This window comes from Paludisphaera borealis (assembly GCF_001956985.1).
GTDB classification, from domain to species: domain Bacteria; phylum Planctomycetota; class Planctomycetia; order Isosphaerales; family Isosphaeraceae; genus Paludisphaera; species Paludisphaera borealis.
This window is the reverse complement of the sequence record NZ_CP019082.1, coordinates 7007724-7022072: the sequence shown is the minus strand read 5'-3', so window position 1 is coordinate 7022072 and position 14349 is coordinate 7007724. Positions and strand designations below refer to the sequence as shown.

17 protein-coding genes, 1 tRNA gene and 1 pseudogene are annotated in these 14349 nt (G+C 66.4%); 6 read left to right on the top strand and 13 right to left on the bottom strand.

The features are described 5' to 3' along the window. Position 1: 1 nt before the first annotated feature. From BSF38_RS30225 to BSF38_RS27120, 8 genes and pseudogenes are all read right to left on the bottom strand, one after another. Complete coding sequence (locus BSF38_RS30225; protein WP_083713594.1) at positions 2 to 2167, bottom strand: tetratricopeptide repeat protein; 2166 nt, start codon at positions 2165 to 2167, stop codon at positions 2 to 4. Between the two features lie 400 nt (positions 2168 to 2567). Further along, a complete protein-coding gene (locus tag BSF38_RS27145) occupies positions 2568 to 3239 on the bottom strand; it encodes an ATP-grasp domain-containing protein (protein WP_210405653.1) in 672 nt (223 codons plus the stop codon). Between the two features lie 94 nt (positions 3240 to 3333). Next, on the bottom strand, positions 3334 to 3486 hold the full coding sequence (locus BSF38_RS32755; RefSeq protein WP_420819247.1) for an SEC-C metal-binding domain-containing protein: 153 nt from the start codon (positions 3484 to 3486) through the stop codon (positions 3334 to 3336). A 224-nt stretch (positions 3487 to 3710) separates the two neighbouring features. After that, on the bottom strand, positions 3711 to 3842 hold the full coding sequence (locus BSF38_RS32425; RefSeq protein WP_257787838.1) for a hypothetical protein: 132 nt from the start codon (positions 3840 to 3842) through the stop codon (positions 3711 to 3713). 51 nt (positions 3843 to 3893) lie between these two features. Further along, a pseudogene (locus tag BSF38_RS27135) lies at positions 3894 to 4292 on the bottom strand (DUF6930 domain-containing protein); the annotation flags it as partial. Positions 4293 to 4431: 139 nt separating this feature from the next. After that, on the bottom strand, positions 4432 to 4959 hold the full coding sequence (locus BSF38_RS27130) for a plasmid pRiA4b ORF-3 family protein (protein WP_168189474.1): 528 nt from the start codon (positions 4957 to 4959) through the stop codon (positions 4432 to 4434). A 5-nt stretch (positions 4960 to 4964) separates the two neighbouring features. Continuing rightward, a complete protein-coding gene (locus tag BSF38_RS32750) occupies positions 4965 to 5225 on the bottom strand; it encodes a TfoX/Sxy family protein (RefSeq protein ID WP_420819246.1) in 261 nt (86 codons plus the stop codon). Between the two features lie 137 nt (positions 5226 to 5362). Continuing rightward, a complete protein-coding gene (locus BSF38_RS27120) occupies positions 5363 to 6049 on the bottom strand; it encodes a DUF2293 domain-containing protein (RefSeq protein ID WP_076351518.1) in 687 nt (228 codons plus the stop codon). 782 nt (positions 6050 to 6831) lie between these two features. Between BSF38_RS27120 and BSF38_RS27110 the strand changes: the two genes are divergently transcribed. Next, positions 6832 to 7503, top strand: coding sequence for a hypothetical protein (locus BSF38_RS27110; RefSeq protein ID WP_076350157.1), 672 nt, complete (start codon positions 6832 to 6834; stop codon positions 7501 to 7503). Here the strand turns inward: BSF38_RS27110 and BSF38_RS30990 are convergent. Both BSF38_RS30990 and BSF38_RS27100 read right to left on the bottom strand, forming a co-directional pair. Further along, positions 7425 to 7745 (bottom strand): hypothetical protein, encoded by a 321-nt coding sequence (locus tag BSF38_RS30990; protein ID WP_145952349.1) that lies wholly within the window; start codon positions 7743 to 7745, stop codon positions 7425 to 7427. The two genes, BSF38_RS27110 and BSF38_RS30990, sit on opposite strands and share 79 nt — an antisense overlap. Positions 7746 to 7890: 145 nt before the next feature. Then, the gene (locus BSF38_RS27100; protein WP_076350155.1) at positions 7891 to 8700 is read right to left on the bottom strand and encodes a hypothetical protein; all 810 of its coding nucleotides are present in this window, start codon (positions 8698 to 8700) and stop codon (positions 7891 to 7893) included. Between the two features lie 170 nt (positions 8701 to 8870). Between BSF38_RS27100 and BSF38_RS27095 the strand changes: the two genes are divergently transcribed. The 4 genes from BSF38_RS27095 to BSF38_RS27080 all read left to right on the top strand — a co-directional run bounded on the left by BSF38_RS27095 (position 8871) and on the right by BSF38_RS27080 (position 11210). After that, positions 8871 to 9320: an OsmC family protein gene (locus BSF38_RS27095; protein WP_076350154.1), complete on the top strand. Its 450-nt coding sequence runs from the start codon at positions 8871 to 8873 to the stop codon at positions 9318 to 9320. Positions 9321 to 9346: 26 nt separating this feature from the next. Beyond that, on the top strand, positions 9347 to 10012 hold the full coding sequence (locus BSF38_RS27090) for a YbhB/YbcL family Raf kinase inhibitor-like protein (protein ID WP_210405652.1): 666 nt from the start codon (positions 9347 to 9349) through the stop codon (positions 10010 to 10012). Positions 10013 to 10138: 126 nt separating this feature from the next. Then, positions 10139 to 10681 carry an RNA 2'-phosphotransferase gene (locus BSF38_RS27085; RefSeq protein WP_076350153.1) on the top strand — a complete coding sequence of 181 codons (543 nt, stop codon included), beginning with the start codon at positions 10139 to 10141 and terminating at the stop codon, positions 10679 to 10681. 58 nt (positions 10682 to 10739) lie between these two features. Continuing rightward, the gene (locus tag BSF38_RS27080) at positions 10740 to 11210 is read left to right on the top strand and encodes a hypothetical protein (protein ID WP_076350152.1); all 471 of its coding nucleotides are present in this window, start codon (positions 10740 to 10742) and stop codon (positions 11208 to 11210) included. Positions 11211 to 11249: 39 nt separating this feature from the next. On the opposite strand, the gene BSF38_RS27075 is transcribed toward BSF38_RS27080, so the two are convergent. Both BSF38_RS27075 and BSF38_RS27070 read right to left on the bottom strand, forming a co-directional pair. Then, positions 11250 to 11759 carry a DUF6933 domain-containing protein gene (locus BSF38_RS27075; protein ID WP_076350151.1) on the bottom strand — a complete coding sequence of 170 codons (510 nt, stop codon included), beginning with the start codon at positions 11757 to 11759 and terminating at the stop codon, positions 11250 to 11252. A gap of 53 nt (positions 11760 to 11812) precedes the next feature. After that, on the bottom strand, positions 11813 to 12358 hold the full coding sequence (locus BSF38_RS27070; protein ID WP_076351514.1) for a VOC family protein: 546 nt from the start codon (positions 12356 to 12358) through the stop codon (positions 11813 to 11815). A 1033-nt stretch (positions 12359 to 13391) separates the two neighbouring features. Here BSF38_RS27070 and BSF38_RS27065 point away from each other — a divergent pair. Beyond that, positions 13392 to 13490: transfer RNA gene (locus tag BSF38_RS27065), tRNA-Sec, on the top strand. A gap of 16 nt (positions 13491 to 13506) precedes the next feature. Here BSF38_RS27065 and BSF38_RS27060 read toward each other — a convergent pair. After that, positions 13507 to 14349 carry a sugar phosphate isomerase/epimerase family protein gene (locus BSF38_RS27060; protein WP_076350150.1) on the bottom strand — a complete coding sequence of 281 codons (843 nt, stop codon included), beginning with the start codon at positions 14347 to 14349 and terminating at the stop codon, positions 13507 to 13509.

The window sequence follows — 14349 nt, the reverse complement described above, 5'->3', positions numbered from 1 at the left end:
CTCAAGCTCCTGGACTGCAAGAGGCTCCTGGCTCGCCGAGAAACCCGCCCAGGAGCTTCCGGTTCAGGGTGCCGCCGCTGAAGAGGAGTTCGTCCAGGGCCGACTCGACGTCCTCCAGGGCGAGCGACCCCGAGCCATCCCGTTCCAAGTGGAATTGGGCGGACCGTCGCATCAACTCCTTGATGAACGAGGCGCTCACCCCCTCCGTCCGTTTCACCGACGCCCGGAGCACGTCCTCGGGCACCTCCATGCCCCTGGCGTAGAGCCGCACCAGCTTCGCCCGGCCCGCTTCGTCGGGCAGCGGGAACTCGATCACCTGGTCCACCCGCCCCGGCCTGGACGCCAGGGCCGACTCCAGTGCCTCGGGCCGGTTGGTCGTCAAGACGAAGAGGATCTCGGCGTCGGGCCGCAGCCCGTCCATCTCGTTCAGGAGCTTGTTGAGCAGGACCTCCTCGCACGGACTGTCCATCGTCGTGCGGTCCCTGGCGATCAGGTCCACGTCCTCGATCACCACGACGCTCGGCTGGAGCAGGCGGGCGAGCGTCATGTACTCGTCCAGCAGCCCGACCTGCTCGGCGGTGATCAGCAACGTGGTGTGCCCCGGCAGGGCGGCGGCCAGGTAGTGGATCGTGTGCGTCTTGCCTGTACCCGGCGGCCCGTAGAACAGCAGCCCCTTCTTGGTCGCAAGGCCGAGCCCGTTGAGTCGGGGCCGCAGGCCGACGAACCGGATCACGTTCCGCTCCAGAAGGTCGAGCGTCCGGGCCGGCAGGATGACTTGATCCCGCTCGACGTGGGCCAGCTTGTGGACCCGGACGCCCGACGACCGGCCGGTGTAGTGCTCGTCGGCCTCCAGCGAGAGGATCTTGCCCCGGTACGACTCGGCGCACTGGACCGCTTCCTCCAGTCTCCGGAAGAAGCCCTGGGCGACCTGGAAGCCCGGCGGGTCGTTGGTCGTGGCCACTTGGATCCGCAGCCGCTCCATGCGCCCGAAGTGGGAGTGCTGCTCCAGGAAGACGGCGAACCGCACCCCGTCGGCTTCGAGAAGCCACAGGCCGTTCTTCAGGCATCGGACCGGCTCGTCGCCGCCGACGTCGACCTCCTCGTACATGGGAGGCACCAGAACAGCCGGCTCGTTGCGGTCCTTGATCAACAGGTCGTTGAAGCCGATCCCCTCGTGGTTGTACCGCTTGCGGACGCCGCAGAAGAACGAGACGGTCGTCTCGCCGCCGAAGGCCCGATCGACGGCCCTCTGCAAGTCGGCCCGGACCCGGTGGGGGAACACTCGCTCGGTGATCGTCAGGTCGCCAGACGGCGTCGGCTCGAAGTGGGACCGGATCAAGACATCGATCTGGGCCGTGCGCTCGGTCATGGCGTCCTCTCCTGAAGGTTTCTCGTCATCAAGCCGCTCGGCCTTTTCGTGGTCGGCGTCGGCTTCCTCGTCCCGGCCCAGCGCCTCCAGAATTCCGGCACGGCCCCGGTATGCATCGGCGAGCTTCGGGTCGAGCCGGAGGGCTTCGCCGTAGTCGGCGAGGGTGCCCTCGTCGTCCTCGGCGGCCTGCCGGGCATAGGCCCGGTGCAGGTAGATGCGGGCGTCTTCGGGTCGGAGCCGGATCGCCTCGGAGAAGTCGGCGATCGCCGCCGTCCAGTCGTCATCGGCGTACCGGGCCAGGCCCCGGCTGCGATAGGCTTCGGCGGCGTTCGGCTCGAGGGCGATGGCCCTGGTATAGTCGGCGACGGCGGCCCGGTAATCCTCCAGGGAGTGCAGCAAGGCGCCTCGGCCGCAGTAAAGCGAGGCCGCCCCCGGGCTGAGGGCGATGGCCCGATCGTAATCGGCGAAGGCCCCGGAATCGTCGCCCTGGTGATGGCGGGCGGCCGCCCGAAAAGAGAGGGCGTAGGCGTTCTCGGGCGCCAGCCGAAGCGCCTCGTCGAAGTCCCGGATCGCCAGGGCGTAATCGCCCAGGGCCAGCCGGGCCCTGCCTCGGTTGAAGTAAGCTTTCGAGTCGGCCGGGTCGAGGCGGACGGCGGCGTCGAAGTCCTCGACGGCCAGGCCCGGTTCCCGCCCGTCCAGACGGGCGACGCCCCGCTCGATGAAACCGTCGGCGTCGCCCGGTTCGGGCTGATCGTTATCGTCGACCCCTGCGGCGGACTCGGCGAGTTGATCCATCATAAAACACCGATCGATAGTGACGCCGACGGCGGGGTGGTTCGTGCCCGAGTTCTAGCTTGGCTGTCCCTGCGTCCATCGGCCCCTCGTTCTTTGTGGCCTCGGAGGTCTCCAAGCGGCAAGGCCGCCATGACAGCCCCGCAGTCGTACGTCGCCTTCATCGATGCGGCCTCGTCAAGCCGGGCCAGTGGTCTCTCAATGCCTCGTAGTACCGATCGGCGTCCGATGCCCTCGGCAACCCCGACACCTGGCCGTCCCCTAGCTCTACGATCATCTAGTCGCCCTCACGCCGCCTGGCCACGTCCAACGTGAAGAATCGGCTCCGCACGGCGGTGGCGACTTCGGCGAACTCTTCGATCGACGGCTCGGCGCCCCCGTAACCGCCCCCATCCCAGTAGGGCGATCAAAAGAGCGGCTCCCCATCGAGCCAGAAGATGCGGTACTCCTCCGTGATCGGCATCCGGCTCTTCGGGTGGACGCCGATCGGCTCGAAGTCGACGTACTCCCGGAAGTCCAAGCCCTCGGCGAAATACTCGGCCTGGAGTTCGAGGAATCGCCCGACGACCCGCTCGACTGCGCTGCGATCCAAGGCCGAGGGGATGTCGCACGCCTCGGCCCACTCGTGCTTCCGGCTCTTCACGAAGTCTTTGACGATCACGGGGGCGTCCCCGAACGGGACCAGGGCCTCCATGATGCGGTCGATGCCCAAGTCCCCCACCAGCCATACGGATCGTGGTGTGCGCCCCTCGATCACCGGGTAATTCTCGGGCAGGTGGTGAGCGTGGCTGTACTGCTCCGGGCTGTTGATCAGGCGGATGCCCTTGGCGGCCAGGGCGTCATAGAGGACCCGGTACTGAAGCGGCGTCACCATCCATCCCCGGTAAACGGCGAGGACCGTCTCGGGCTGTTCGGACACCCGTCGCACGGCCCGAGCGGAGTCGCCGCCCCGAACCAAGGCGTCGTGGTCGACGAGGACGTAAGGCAGGCCCAGCCGATCGATGGCGGCGACCTCGGCCTCGAACGCCCGGTCGGGGCGGGAGTGCTCCAGCGGGTCACGGCAGAGGACGAGTAGCATGGCGGTAGTCCTGGTAGACGCTCGGCCCGGCGGGACGACCCGGCACCGTCGGATGCCGGTTCGCCAAAGCGCCTACCGCTCGTAATGGTCTCTTTCAACGCCGTCGAAAGAAACCCGAATTACGGCAGCACTTCTTGAACAACCGCCCGCTGCCGCAGGGGCATGGGTCGTTGCGGCCGAGCTTCTCGTGGAGTTCCTTGTCGCCGTGTACGACCCGGCGGCCCCGCTTGACGTGGGCTTCGCTCAGGATACCCCCGGCGGCGCTTGGACATCACCTCGAAAGGAGCAGCCGTCTTCGGAGAACTCGGGGCGCATGGCACACCTCCTCACTTTCACGAACGACGTTGGGACACGGAGTACGAGCGGGAACGGCCTTGTTCCGCCCGCCTGCGAAGCGGACATGCTGAACGGCTTTGAGGTTCGGGGGAAGGACGTTCATCCAGCAGGTTGAGCCCCTGCTATATATACCGCTCAGTCGACTCCTTCACCTTGCTCCTCGAACCACCGTGCCAGCCCCGCCTCCAGGGCGGCCAACGCCTCGGCGAGCGTGTCGGGCCGGTCGTCCTCGAAGTCGAGGCCGCCGTAGCCGATCGCCCGGACCACGAACCCGAAGCCCTCCTAGTCGCCGATATCGATGTATCCGTAACCGCCAACCTACCTGGCGACGGCCGGGAACATCGCCTCGACCTTCGCCTGAGCGGCAGACGGCTTGATCATGCCGGCCCTCTGGTCGTCCCGCAATCGACGGAGATGATCCCGGTAGGCCCTCTCGACGCCGGGGAGTTTCCGCTCGACCGAGACGTCGATGCCGAGTTCCTTGAGCACCGGGAACAAGCCCCGCCATTGGCGGTGGCCCCGTAGCCGGACGAGCCTGGGACGACGGGCGTCCCCGTCGAGCGGTCGCTTCATGGCGTGGGCCAGGAGCGTGGCGAGGTCGTTGACCGATGGCCTCCCGTGGACCGTCATGTCGGCCAGGAGCATGCCGTTATTCTTGGCGACGACCATCCCGAGGTAGTGCGTCTCGGATCGCATGATCGGCTTGGGCAACGCCTGGAAGTCGGCCTCCTAGGTCTCGTCGCAGTGGGGAAGCCGCTTCAGGCGGCTCTTGACGAAAGCCACGCCCTTGCCGAGCTTGAGTTTCTCCTCTTCGGCCACGATGACTTGCCCCCGGCAAGTTTGCCCGATCCGCCCCCTAATCGTCTTCCTCCAGATACTGTGGCGGGCTCTTCCCGACCCGCTTGGTCACCTTCGGGAACTTGCCGACGGGGACCTCGTCCTCAATCGCCTCGACGTCGATCTGGTGCCACCAGTCGTCGCCGAAGTCGAACCAGTAGCCGAAGCTGCGGCCCACCTCCAGACCCAGCGAGTCGATGCGGGTCCGGTCCACCCTGCCGGCCGGTGGGTCCTCCTCGCTCATGTCCGCCTCGAAGGCTTCCGGCAAGGAGTACCGGGGGGCCTTCGGGTCCATCGGCCCCTCGCCGAATTGGAACTCGTACATGTGGTGGTCGAAGCGGCCGAAGGCGTCGAAGATGGCGTTGTGCAAGTCCTCAAGCGTTTGGTCGCCCCGGATCTGGATGGTGCGGGAGACGACCGGATTCTTCTCGACGAACTTCTCGGCGATCGGGCCGCTGAGGAGGAAGACCTCCAGCGTGTAGAGGCGCACGTCATTCCGGTCGGTCGGGTTGGATCGTCTCGCCGTCGGTCGCTTGGGTCTTGCCATCGCCATCACCCTCCTGACCCATGGTTAACGGGTTCCCGCCTCCTCCGAGGCCCACGTCGGCGAACCAGGATGGCCCGGACAGCCTCCTCGCCCCAGGACGACAGGGCATCGGGGGCGGCGAGGACGTCCGGCGGCACCTCGCAATAGGACTTGAGCGCCCGCCGCTCGTTCGGGCGGAACGGCTCCATGCCCCTGGATTCGTAGTCGTACTTCGACTGCTCGTCCACCTTCAGGTAGAGCCGGCCCCGGAACAGGACGCCGAAGATCGTCCCCCCCAGTAGAGCCCGTGCCCTCCGAACAGGGACCGGGCCGTGACCTCACCCGCGGGGCCGGCCCGTGGAGTATCCGATCCAAGAAATGCTCGCCCGCCATCGCCGCCCCTCCCACCCACGATGATCCCGCCTCAGTCCTCGACCGCCAACGCCCGCCTCAGAGGACAATCATCCCCGATCGGCTCCCCGTGGCGATACCGCTGCAACAACTCCTGCGATCGCCGTGCCAGCATCCTGCGGACCTCCCGCCGCTCGCCCTTGGCCTTCGGGATCGTCATCCCGTCGTAGCCGGTCGTCTGATGACGCATCCAGGCGACGACGGCGGCCTCGGCCCTCTGCTCGACGGGGATTCGCTTCGTCCTGGCGACCGTGCCGCTCCCGACCGGCGTGGCGTGATCGGCGACGGCTCTTGCCAGCCGTCCGGCGAGTTCGGCGTGGCTCGAATGGAATGCCAGGAACGCCAACACCGCACCGTGGAAGTCCTCGACGTACTCGGCCTGGGCCGTTCCACGACGCCGGGCGGCGGCCTCCTGCTTCTTTGCGTAGCCCTCGGTGGACCGCTCGGCCTCCAGTTCGGCCCGAATCCGGTCGATGGTCGCCGACGCCGCCCAGACTCCCCGTGAGAACATCCTCCGGCCCACCTTCTCCCGGACGATCCAGTGGTCGCCGGCGGCCTTGACCCGGCGGGTCAGTCCGGCGTCCCCGGGCGGCAGGAGAATCCAGCCTCCCGGGGCGGTGAGGATCTTGCCCTCCGAGGCCCGGACCGTATTCGGGGTCGGGCCGGGGGCGAAAGTCCAGGTCGTGTCGTCGGTGTTCAAGCCCGTCTCCGTAATGGATTGCCAGTCGGATCGGCGGAAGACGACCAGCAGCGGCTTGTTCGATCCCTTGGCGGCCCAGAGTCCCTCATCCAGGTCATTATAGATCCAATCCCTCGACGCCCCGAACGCCTGGCGGTCGTTGCGGACCTTGGCGTCCCGGTCCTGGGCGTGGGCGTGGAGCGGGGACGAGAGGAGGATGAGGGCGAGGAAGTTAGGCGAAGGTCGCATGGTGTTTCCCCCGGCTTGGTCGTGCATACCTCACGGCATCCTACTCGTCGGGCGGCGTGGAGGGAACCGATTGGGCCGATCCTCGTAGTAGAGGTTCAAGTCGAGTCGATACTCCCGACCAAGTTCGACGTCGGGCTCCCGGACGCCTTGAAAGAAATCTTGCGGAGGATGAGCGGCTCGACGCTCGTGTCGTCGCCGTATCGGTACGCCGGGAGAGTCGTCCTCCGTTCGCCGGGCACCTCGAACCTGCGATGACGCCGTCGTCTCAAGGCCGAGGAAGTCTCGGGGCTCTGGTGGCCGGGTGAGGCGGGCTGGGTCATGGTAGCCGAGGAGTTCGAGCGACCCGGCGAGAACCCCGTGACCGGGGAGCGAGTGGTCGCCCGGCGTCGGCGGATCTCCCATGACTCCGAATTGCCGATGAAGGACGCCTATTCGGCGTTCATCCGTGAACGGATCGAGAGGGAGGGGGCGGGCCATGGGTCGGTCGGACGATAAGTCGAGTCGCTCCCCTATAATGACTCGGAGTCCAAGCTCTTGAACGAGGGGGGGGCGGCATGCGTTATCTCCTGGAGGCCAGGGTGAGGCCCGACCGAAGGACCGAGTTGTTGCGGGCGCTCGAAGCCGGCACGTTCGGCGAGGGCTTCCCCTACGGCGACTTGGGCGAGGTGCTCTCCAAGGGCCTGGTGGACGACTCGGGGACGATCCGCGGAGAGATCGTCGTTGTCCCGGAGCGGGGCACGATGATGGGCGACCGGAGCCGGCTGCACGACGCCGGTAGGCAGATCCATCAGCCCTGGCAGGTCAAGCGGTGGCTCCTCTGCCGCCTGGAGTTCAACGGGCGGCGTCGGGTCGTCGTGGCCCCGGACCGTTACACGGAGCTTTTCTTCCTCGACGAGGCGACAGGCCTGGCCGCCGGACATCAACCCTGCTTCGAGTGCCGACGGAAGTCGTACAACGCCTTCGTTGACGCCTGGGCTGCCGGGAATCCCAACAACCTCGGGACGATACGCCCCACAGCGGCTTCGATCGACGAACGCCTTCATGCGGAGCGGGTCGGCCCCGGCCGCTCGAAGCGGACCTTCAAGGCAAAGATGGACGACTTGCCCGACGGCGTATTCGTGACCTTGGGCGAGGTTGGGGACCGTGCTCACCTTCTCTGGGAAAGGCGACTCCTCGCCTGGCCGCCCGGCATGTGCTCACTTTCGGCCTCGGCCGCCGACTGGTAATAGGGTTTGAACTCGGGGAACCGGCTGACCCGCCCGGCGAAGACGGACGTGACGTTCTGGAGGGCCACGTAGACGACGTGCAGTGGGTCGAGGGCGACCACAGGAGAAAGTCGAATGATGATCGCACTGTTCTTGAGAGCGTCGAGAGCGGCCTGGATCGAGCCGGCCTCATGGCGATGCTCGTCGGCCAGGTTCCGGCCCCGGCCCAGTCGCTTGATGAGTTCGTCGCTGATCTGGCCCATGTGGGATGAAACAGGTTCTGTGCGGCTGATCGTGGTTCGTCCGGGACATCGTGCCCGATCACCGGGCGTTTCACCAGGGGGCGAGAGCGCCGCAGTCGAGGCGAGCCGCCTCCACGGGCCGATTCCCGATCCGCTCGCCAGGTCGTCAATCCAGGAAGGCTACGTTCCTCATGGCCCTGGACTGGTCCTCGGTGTTCATCAGGACCCGGTGCCAGCCGTGCAGGACGATCGTCTTGTGGTCGGCGTGCCGGACGCCGCCCCGGACGTATACGCCGGGATTCCGGCGCATCACCTGCCAGCCCCAGCCCTTTGCCTTGGGATTGCCGGCGATGATCTTCTCGTGCTGGGACGGCGTGACGCCGTTAGGGTGCCGAGAACAGACGTAAACCGTCTCGCCTCCGGTCCGATAACAAAACTCGACCCAGTGCGGCTTGCCGCCGTTGCCCCGCCGCAGCGGCTCGTTGCGGAGCACCAGGCCCTCGTCGACGGCGAAGCCGGGCACGGGCAGGAAGAACCACTCGCCCTGGCGGCGGTAGGCGGCGTTCTTGCGGCGGTTGCGGGCCTCGGCCCGGAGCCCCAGGTGGGACTGGGCGACCTGGACCTCGGCGGGCTTGAGCGCCTCCTTGGCCTGCCGGACGGTCCCCACCGGGGCGCTCTCGGGGACGGCGGCGACGAACCAGTGCCGCTCGTCGTGGCCGCAGAGGAACTTGTGCTTCTCGCCCCCCTCCCGGACCAGCAGGAGCAGGTGCCGGTCGGCGGGCCGGACGTCCAGGACGGCGACCTCGGGAGCAGCGCCTCCGGGAGAGACGACTTCGAAGAACTCGCCATTGCGGTCGGCCCGCACGTCCAGGGTGATGACGCCCGATGCGGCCCGGAAGCGACGGGAGGGCCGGTCGGCGACCTTGAGCCTGGCCCCGATCCGGGCGAACTTCATGAGCAGATCCGTGGTGTCCATTGCGTGCCTCCTGTGGGACGGGAGACACGAGCCGTTCAGAGCAGGTTCACCGACGAAACGAAGGTCGGCTTCGATTCGTCGGTCGTCAACCCTCGTGGCGTCGGATGACGTGATCGGCGATAATCGGGGCAGGACGAAAGGCTCTACCGGGACGACGGAGGACGAAAGCCATGTCGGAACACAAGGCCACGATCGATTGGAAACGAGAGACGCCGGACTTCGCCTACCAGACGTACAACCGGGACCACGACTGGTCGTTCGATGCGGGTGTCACCGTCCGGGCCTCGGCCGCTCCCGCCTACCTGGGCAGTGAGTCGTGCGTCGATCCCGAGGAGGCGTTCGTCGCCAGCCTATCGAGTTGCCATATGCTCACCTTCCTGGCGGTCGCCGCCCGGAGGAAGTACGTCGTGGACGCCTACCACGACGAGGCGGTCGGCGTCCTGGAGAAGGACGCTGGGGGGCGGCTGGCGATCACCCGAGTGACACTCATGCCCCAGGTGAGTTTCAGTGGTGAGAAAACGCCCGGTCCCGAGGAACTCCGGCAACTCCACGACCAGGCCCACCACGCCTGCTTCATCGCCAACTCGGTGAAGACCGAGATCGTCGTGGAGCCGCAATAAGTCGACGGCCACCTGGGGGAAGAGCTATGAGTCGGCCCCGTACGGTCGGCAACGAGGCGGGCAAGCTCACCGTCGATGGGCGCCGAGGGCTGCGCCATCCGAAGAGCGTCACCGCCGTATTTCGGTCTCTGCTCGGCCTGCCGGTCCTGCTCGCCGCCCTCACGTCCTGCGGTCGCATTCCACCCACCGAGTCGATCCTGCACAAGGACCCGAAGATGAACACCATCCTCCTCCAGAGCCCGGCCTTCGCCGACGGCGGGGCCATCCCGAAGGTGTACACGTGCGACGGCAAGGACGTCTCGCCCCCGCTGGAGTGGTCCGGCGTTCCGGACGCCGCCAAGTCCCTGGCCCTGGTCGTCGAGGACCCCGACGCCCCCAGGGGGACCTGGACGCATTGGGTGATCTTCGACGTCCCCGCCAGCGTCAGAGGACTCAATGAGGGTGTGCCGGCCCACGAGCGGGTCACGGTGGCGGCGGGCGGGGAGACCGCTCTTCAGGGCAAGAACGACTTCAAGAAGACCGGATACGGCGGCCCCTGTCCACCGAGCGGGACGCACCGCTACGTCTTCCACCTCTTCGCCCTCGACGCTGAACTGGGCCTTGGACCGAAGGCGACGAGGCAGGACGTACTCCGCTCGATCAAGGGCCACGTCCTCGCCCAAGGAGAGTTGATGGGCCGGTATTCGAGGTGACGGTTCGCCCGTCCACCCGGAAGTCGTGCCTGACGAAGCATTCCCACCGTCGACCCCCGTGCCATCGTTCACGGCTTGGAACCGGCGTAGACTCGGGCGTATGATTCTTGCGGAAAGGACCGGAGCATGTCGCCGAGATCGACGAAGGTCAGCAAGTACCTGGCGAAGCACCTGCGGCACGCCCCCAGCGAAATCGGCCTGACGCTCCAGCCCGGCGGATGGGTGGCGGTGGACGACCTCCTTAGGGCCGCCGGGGAAAACGGATTCCCGATCACCTATGACGAACTGGTCGAGTGCGTCGAGACGAACGACAAGAGGCGATACTCGTTCGACGAGACCGGCGACGTGATCCGGGCCAGCCAGGGGCACAGCGTCGAGGTGGACCTGCAACTTGAGGAGCGAGAGCCCCCCGAGGTGCTCTATCACGGGACGGTCGATCGGTTCCTGCCGTCGATCCTGTCCGTGGGCCTGAACAAGGGGAAGCGGCATCACGTCCACCTCTCGAAGGACTTCGAGACCGCCAGGAAGGTCGGTGCCAGGCGGGGCGGGCCGGTGGTCCTGACGGTCGATGCCGGGCGGATGCATCGGGACGGCCACGAGTTCTTCCTGTCGGCCAACGGCGTGTGGCTGACGGACGCCGTGCCGCCCGAATACGTGACCAAGACATAGGGATCGCATGCCTACATGTGCAAATATCACAATCCGGACGTCAAAGGAGTTCGTGAGCGTGGCGAAGAAGCAGCCCCCGAAGGACATGTCGATCGGCAAGTTCGACATCCTCGCCACGTACGCCTACGCCGAGGCGCTGCTCGACGGCGTCGACGAGGACGAGGCGAAGCAGCGGGGCATGGTCGCCGCCGTCATGGGGGCCAAGGCCAAGCTCGGGCGCACCGGCGGCAGCCCCACAGACGACCATAAGGCTCGAAAGGAGGCCGCAGAGAAGAAGAAAAAGACCACGATCACCGCCGAGTCCTTCGACCGTCAGGTCGCCGACAAGATGGGCGTGTTCTTCGGGAAGACCTTCCTCCCGGCCATGAAGAGGCTCGTGAAGGCCGGCCTCTCCTACGATGAGGTGAAGAAGCTCGTCAAGATCCCGACGACCTGGGGGGCGAAGATCACCGGCGAGCAGTTCGAGGAGCGGACGGCCGATTACTTCGGGCGGGCGAAGAAAGGCCCGACGCCTCGCTCGAAGGAGTAACGACCGCCGTCGGGACGGGGCCGCATCCAGGACCAGTCATCACTCGAAACCGCTGGTCATGCTCTTGAACGCCTCTCGTGGCGTGCCATACTTCTTTCCGCTCCCAGCAAGCGCCGAGAGCAGGACGTCGTTGAGCCGGAATCCGACGTCGAACGGCGAAAGCTCGCCCTCGCCCAGCAGGGCCGTCGCTTGGACGATCAATTCGTTCATCGAACCCGTGACGGAACGATCGAACGCCCTGGCGAACCGGATCGTGCCGCTCGCCGGGGCGATGAAGCGTCGGTGGACGAACGCCTGACCGTCGTCCTCCATGGATTCCCGCAGGCTGCTCAGGGCTCGCTCGATGAATCGTGCGTCGTCCGTGATCCCCTTGCCGTACGTCACGGTCGAGTAGAGCGACTTGGTGTTGCTCAGGAGGATGTACTGCGTCCGGTCGGCGACGAACAGATGCGACGACCAGTCCGCCAACGGATTCTCGGCGAGGGGTCGGGTGGGGAGCGGCCCGGCCTTGATCTTCGAGTTCAGCTTGTGGGAGAGGCGGAAGATCAACAGGGTTCACCGAGTCGTAAATGTGGCGGAACAGCCTTGGGCGGGGAACCGGCCTACAAATCTCGTGGTCCCTCTTCGACTTCAGGGGCGGTCGCTTCCGCTTCGACCTCGTTCAGCAAACCGTCGAGGTCGAGCCGACGTGTGAACATCGCCAACTCTCCCGCTGCCGTACGTGGCCACAGTTCTTGCGGTCGATCCCAGTAAAGTTCCACCCCGTTATGGTCCGGGTCACGCAGGTAGAGCGCCTCGCTGACGCCGTGATCGCTGGCCCCGTCGAGCGGGACGGCTGCGGCGATGAGACGCCGGAGGGCGTCGGCGAGCGTCCTCCGGTCGGGATAGAGGATGGCGACATGGTAGAGCCCCGTGGCCCCGACAGGCGGCGGCGACCCGCCGAGGCTCTCCCAGGTGTTCAGCCCGATGTGGTGATGATAGCCGCCTGCGGACACGAACGCCGCCTGCGTTCCATACCTTTGCGTGACCTGGAAACCCAGGACGCCGCAGTAGAACCGGAGCGACCGCTCCAGATCGGCGACCTTCAGGTGGACGTGGCCGATGCGGACCTGGGGATCGATCGGGCGGGCGTCTTCGTCGGAGGTCACGGTGGGGTTCTCCCCGTCGAGCAATGGTGGACTTGGCGGTATCGGATCGGATCTTGTCATAGTTCGGAGCCTTCGACCATCGGCCTATCGGTATAGAATACTCGATCGATGACCGTCGGGCAGAGGCAGGCGATCACGATCAGCAACCTTTCCAGCCGTGAGACGGATTCTATTTAATGATGACGCTGTTCTCGCGGTAGGAGTAAGGGGCGGCACAGACCGACTTGATCACCTCGGGGTCGGCGACCTCGGGGCGCAGAGCCCCGAGGCGCCACGTAGACGGCCCGGAGCCGGCCGACCATATCGGGCTCCCTCACCATCGAGTTTCTTGACGTCGGCCAAGGCGTTCGCCCCCGAGGGCGATGAGTTGTGGGGCCTGGTCAAGATGCCCATGGCGGCTTTTCTGAGCAGCGAATCCCACTGCCGTCATTCCCGCCGCAACTCGTCCAGCATCTTCACCGCTGCCTGGAAGTCTTCCGCCCGAAGGTGGCCGCATGTAGATTCGATCACGTCAACGCTGTTGCCCGACATCGTGGCGACCCTGAACACGTCCACGCCGGCTTGAAGCAGTCATGTGCCTCTTCGTCACCGACGCCGCCGGACGTTTGGGGCCGACGTGGATAGCGGGTCAGGTCCGGGTGGCGGTGGTCGTAAGCCCGCTGCCCACGGTGCTCCTGGACCCTCTTCAAGAAGTCGATCATGAGGTCGATGGTGGCGACGTCTTGGAGCGGCGGTTTGAGCGCCGGATTGCCGGCCGCCGGGCGGGCCGCCAGGTCGGCGATGAAGGCCCGCTGGGCGTCGTCGAAGGCGACGACTCCGACCTTGCCGTAACGACGGGGCTTGCCGCCGGCCTCGCCGAATCAGAGCCCGTCCTCCTGCGTGGCCATAGCCGATCGCCCCGCCGGTTGTTAGAAAAGGAACATGAGTACGCCGAGACGGAATCCCAGTGCACTCAGGTTCAAACCGGCGTTCGTGGGCTTTCAGGGCCGCCGGAAATCCGCTTTAACCTTAAGTTGTTTCTGAGATTAAGTTTGGGAGCGTGTGGCCGGCTGGTGCCGCCCTCGGTCTTCAAAACCGATGAGGGATCGTGAAAGCGACCCCTGGTGGGTTCGATTCCCATACGCTCCCGCCATCGCAGCCGTCCTGCCTCAGTCGCCGTATCCGCACCTCCGGAGATGGGCTGCGCTGCGGGTGATGCGATCCTGGCGACCTTCCAATCCCGGTTCGGGTTCGCCGGCGATGCCTTCGATCTCAATCGTGTACGGCCCTTCAAAGCCGACGGAGTCGAGGATCGCGCGGACGCGGGCGAAATCGACGGCTCCGCCGTCGCCGACGGCCGGGAAGTACCAGTCTTCGAGCTTGCCGCGGCTGTCCTTCACGTGGACGTTGCGCACGAACTGCTTGACCTTCTCCAGCTCGTCGCAAGGGTCGAAGCCGTCGTTGTAATAGGCGATGTTGCCGGTGTCGAAGTTGAGCCGGACGTACGGGTGGTCGACTTCGGCCATCAGGGCGAGCATCGCCTCAGCGTTCTGGGTCGGCCCCTGGTGGGTCTCCAGAGCCAGCACGACGCCGACGCTCGCGGACGTGTCGCCCAGCCGGCGGAGATGGCTCACGACGGTCTTCCGCTCGACGGCGTCAGCGGGCTTGCCCGCGCCGGAGACGCAGACCGGGACCGCGAACCACCTCGCCGCGAACCGGATGCGGCGCTCGGTCAATGCGACGCCGTCCTCGGTCCGGATGTCGGCGCCGCCGACGTTGCAGCCGCTGACCTTGACGCCGTGCCGCGTCAGGTGATCGACGAACGATTGAGCCGTCGCGTCGTCGGCCTTCTCGGTGACGACGACCGATTCGGGGATCACCAGGCCGCCGAAGTCGTGACCGCGAAGGGCCAGTTCGAGGTGGTCGATCCCGGCCTCGCGAATCCGTCCCACGGCCGTCCAGACGCCGTCGGGGCCGTAGCAGTTGGTGAAGCAACTCAGGGTGCGCGACAT

Bases quoted from the DNA above. Each gene is read 5' to 3' on its own strand.
- BSF38_RS27130 (WP_168189474.1), bottom strand. From the start codon at position 4,959: ATGGCAAGACCCAAGCGACCGACGGCGAGACGATCCAACCCGACCGAC.
- BSF38_RS30990 (WP_145952349.1), bottom strand. From the start codon at position 7,745: ATGGGCCAGATCAGCGACGAACTCATCAAGCGACTGGGCCGGGGCCGG.
- BSF38_RS27110 (WP_076350157.1), top strand. From the start codon at position 6,832: ATGCGTTATCTCCTGGAGGCCAGGGTGAGGCCCGACCGAAGGACCGAG.
- BSF38_RS30225 (WP_083713594.1), bottom strand. From the start codon at position 2,167: ATGATGGATCAACTCGCCGAGTCCGCCGCAGGGGTCGACGATAACGAT.
- BSF38_RS27095 (WP_076350154.1), top strand. From the start codon at position 8,871: ATGTCGGAACACAAGGCCACGATCGATTGGAAACGAGAGACGCCGGAC.
- BSF38_RS27085 (WP_076350153.1), top strand. From the start codon at position 10,139: ATGTCGCCGAGATCGACGAAGGTCAGCAAGTACCTGGCGAAGCACCTG.
- BSF38_RS27145 (WP_210405653.1), bottom strand. From the start codon at position 3,239: ATGCTACTCGTCCTCTGCCGTGACCCGCTGGAGCACTCCCGCCCCGAC.
- BSF38_RS27060 (WP_076350150.1), bottom strand. From the start codon at position 14,349: ATGTCGCGCACCCTGAGTTGCTTCACCAACTGCTACGGCCCCGACGGC.
- BSF38_RS27090 (WP_210405652.1), top strand. From the start codon at position 9,347: ATGAGTCGGCCCCGTACGGTCGGCAACGAGGCGGGCAAGCTCACCGTC.
- BSF38_RS27100 (WP_076350155.1), bottom strand. From the start codon at position 8,700: ATGGACACCACGGATCTGCTCATGAAGTTCGCCCGGATCGGGGCCAGG.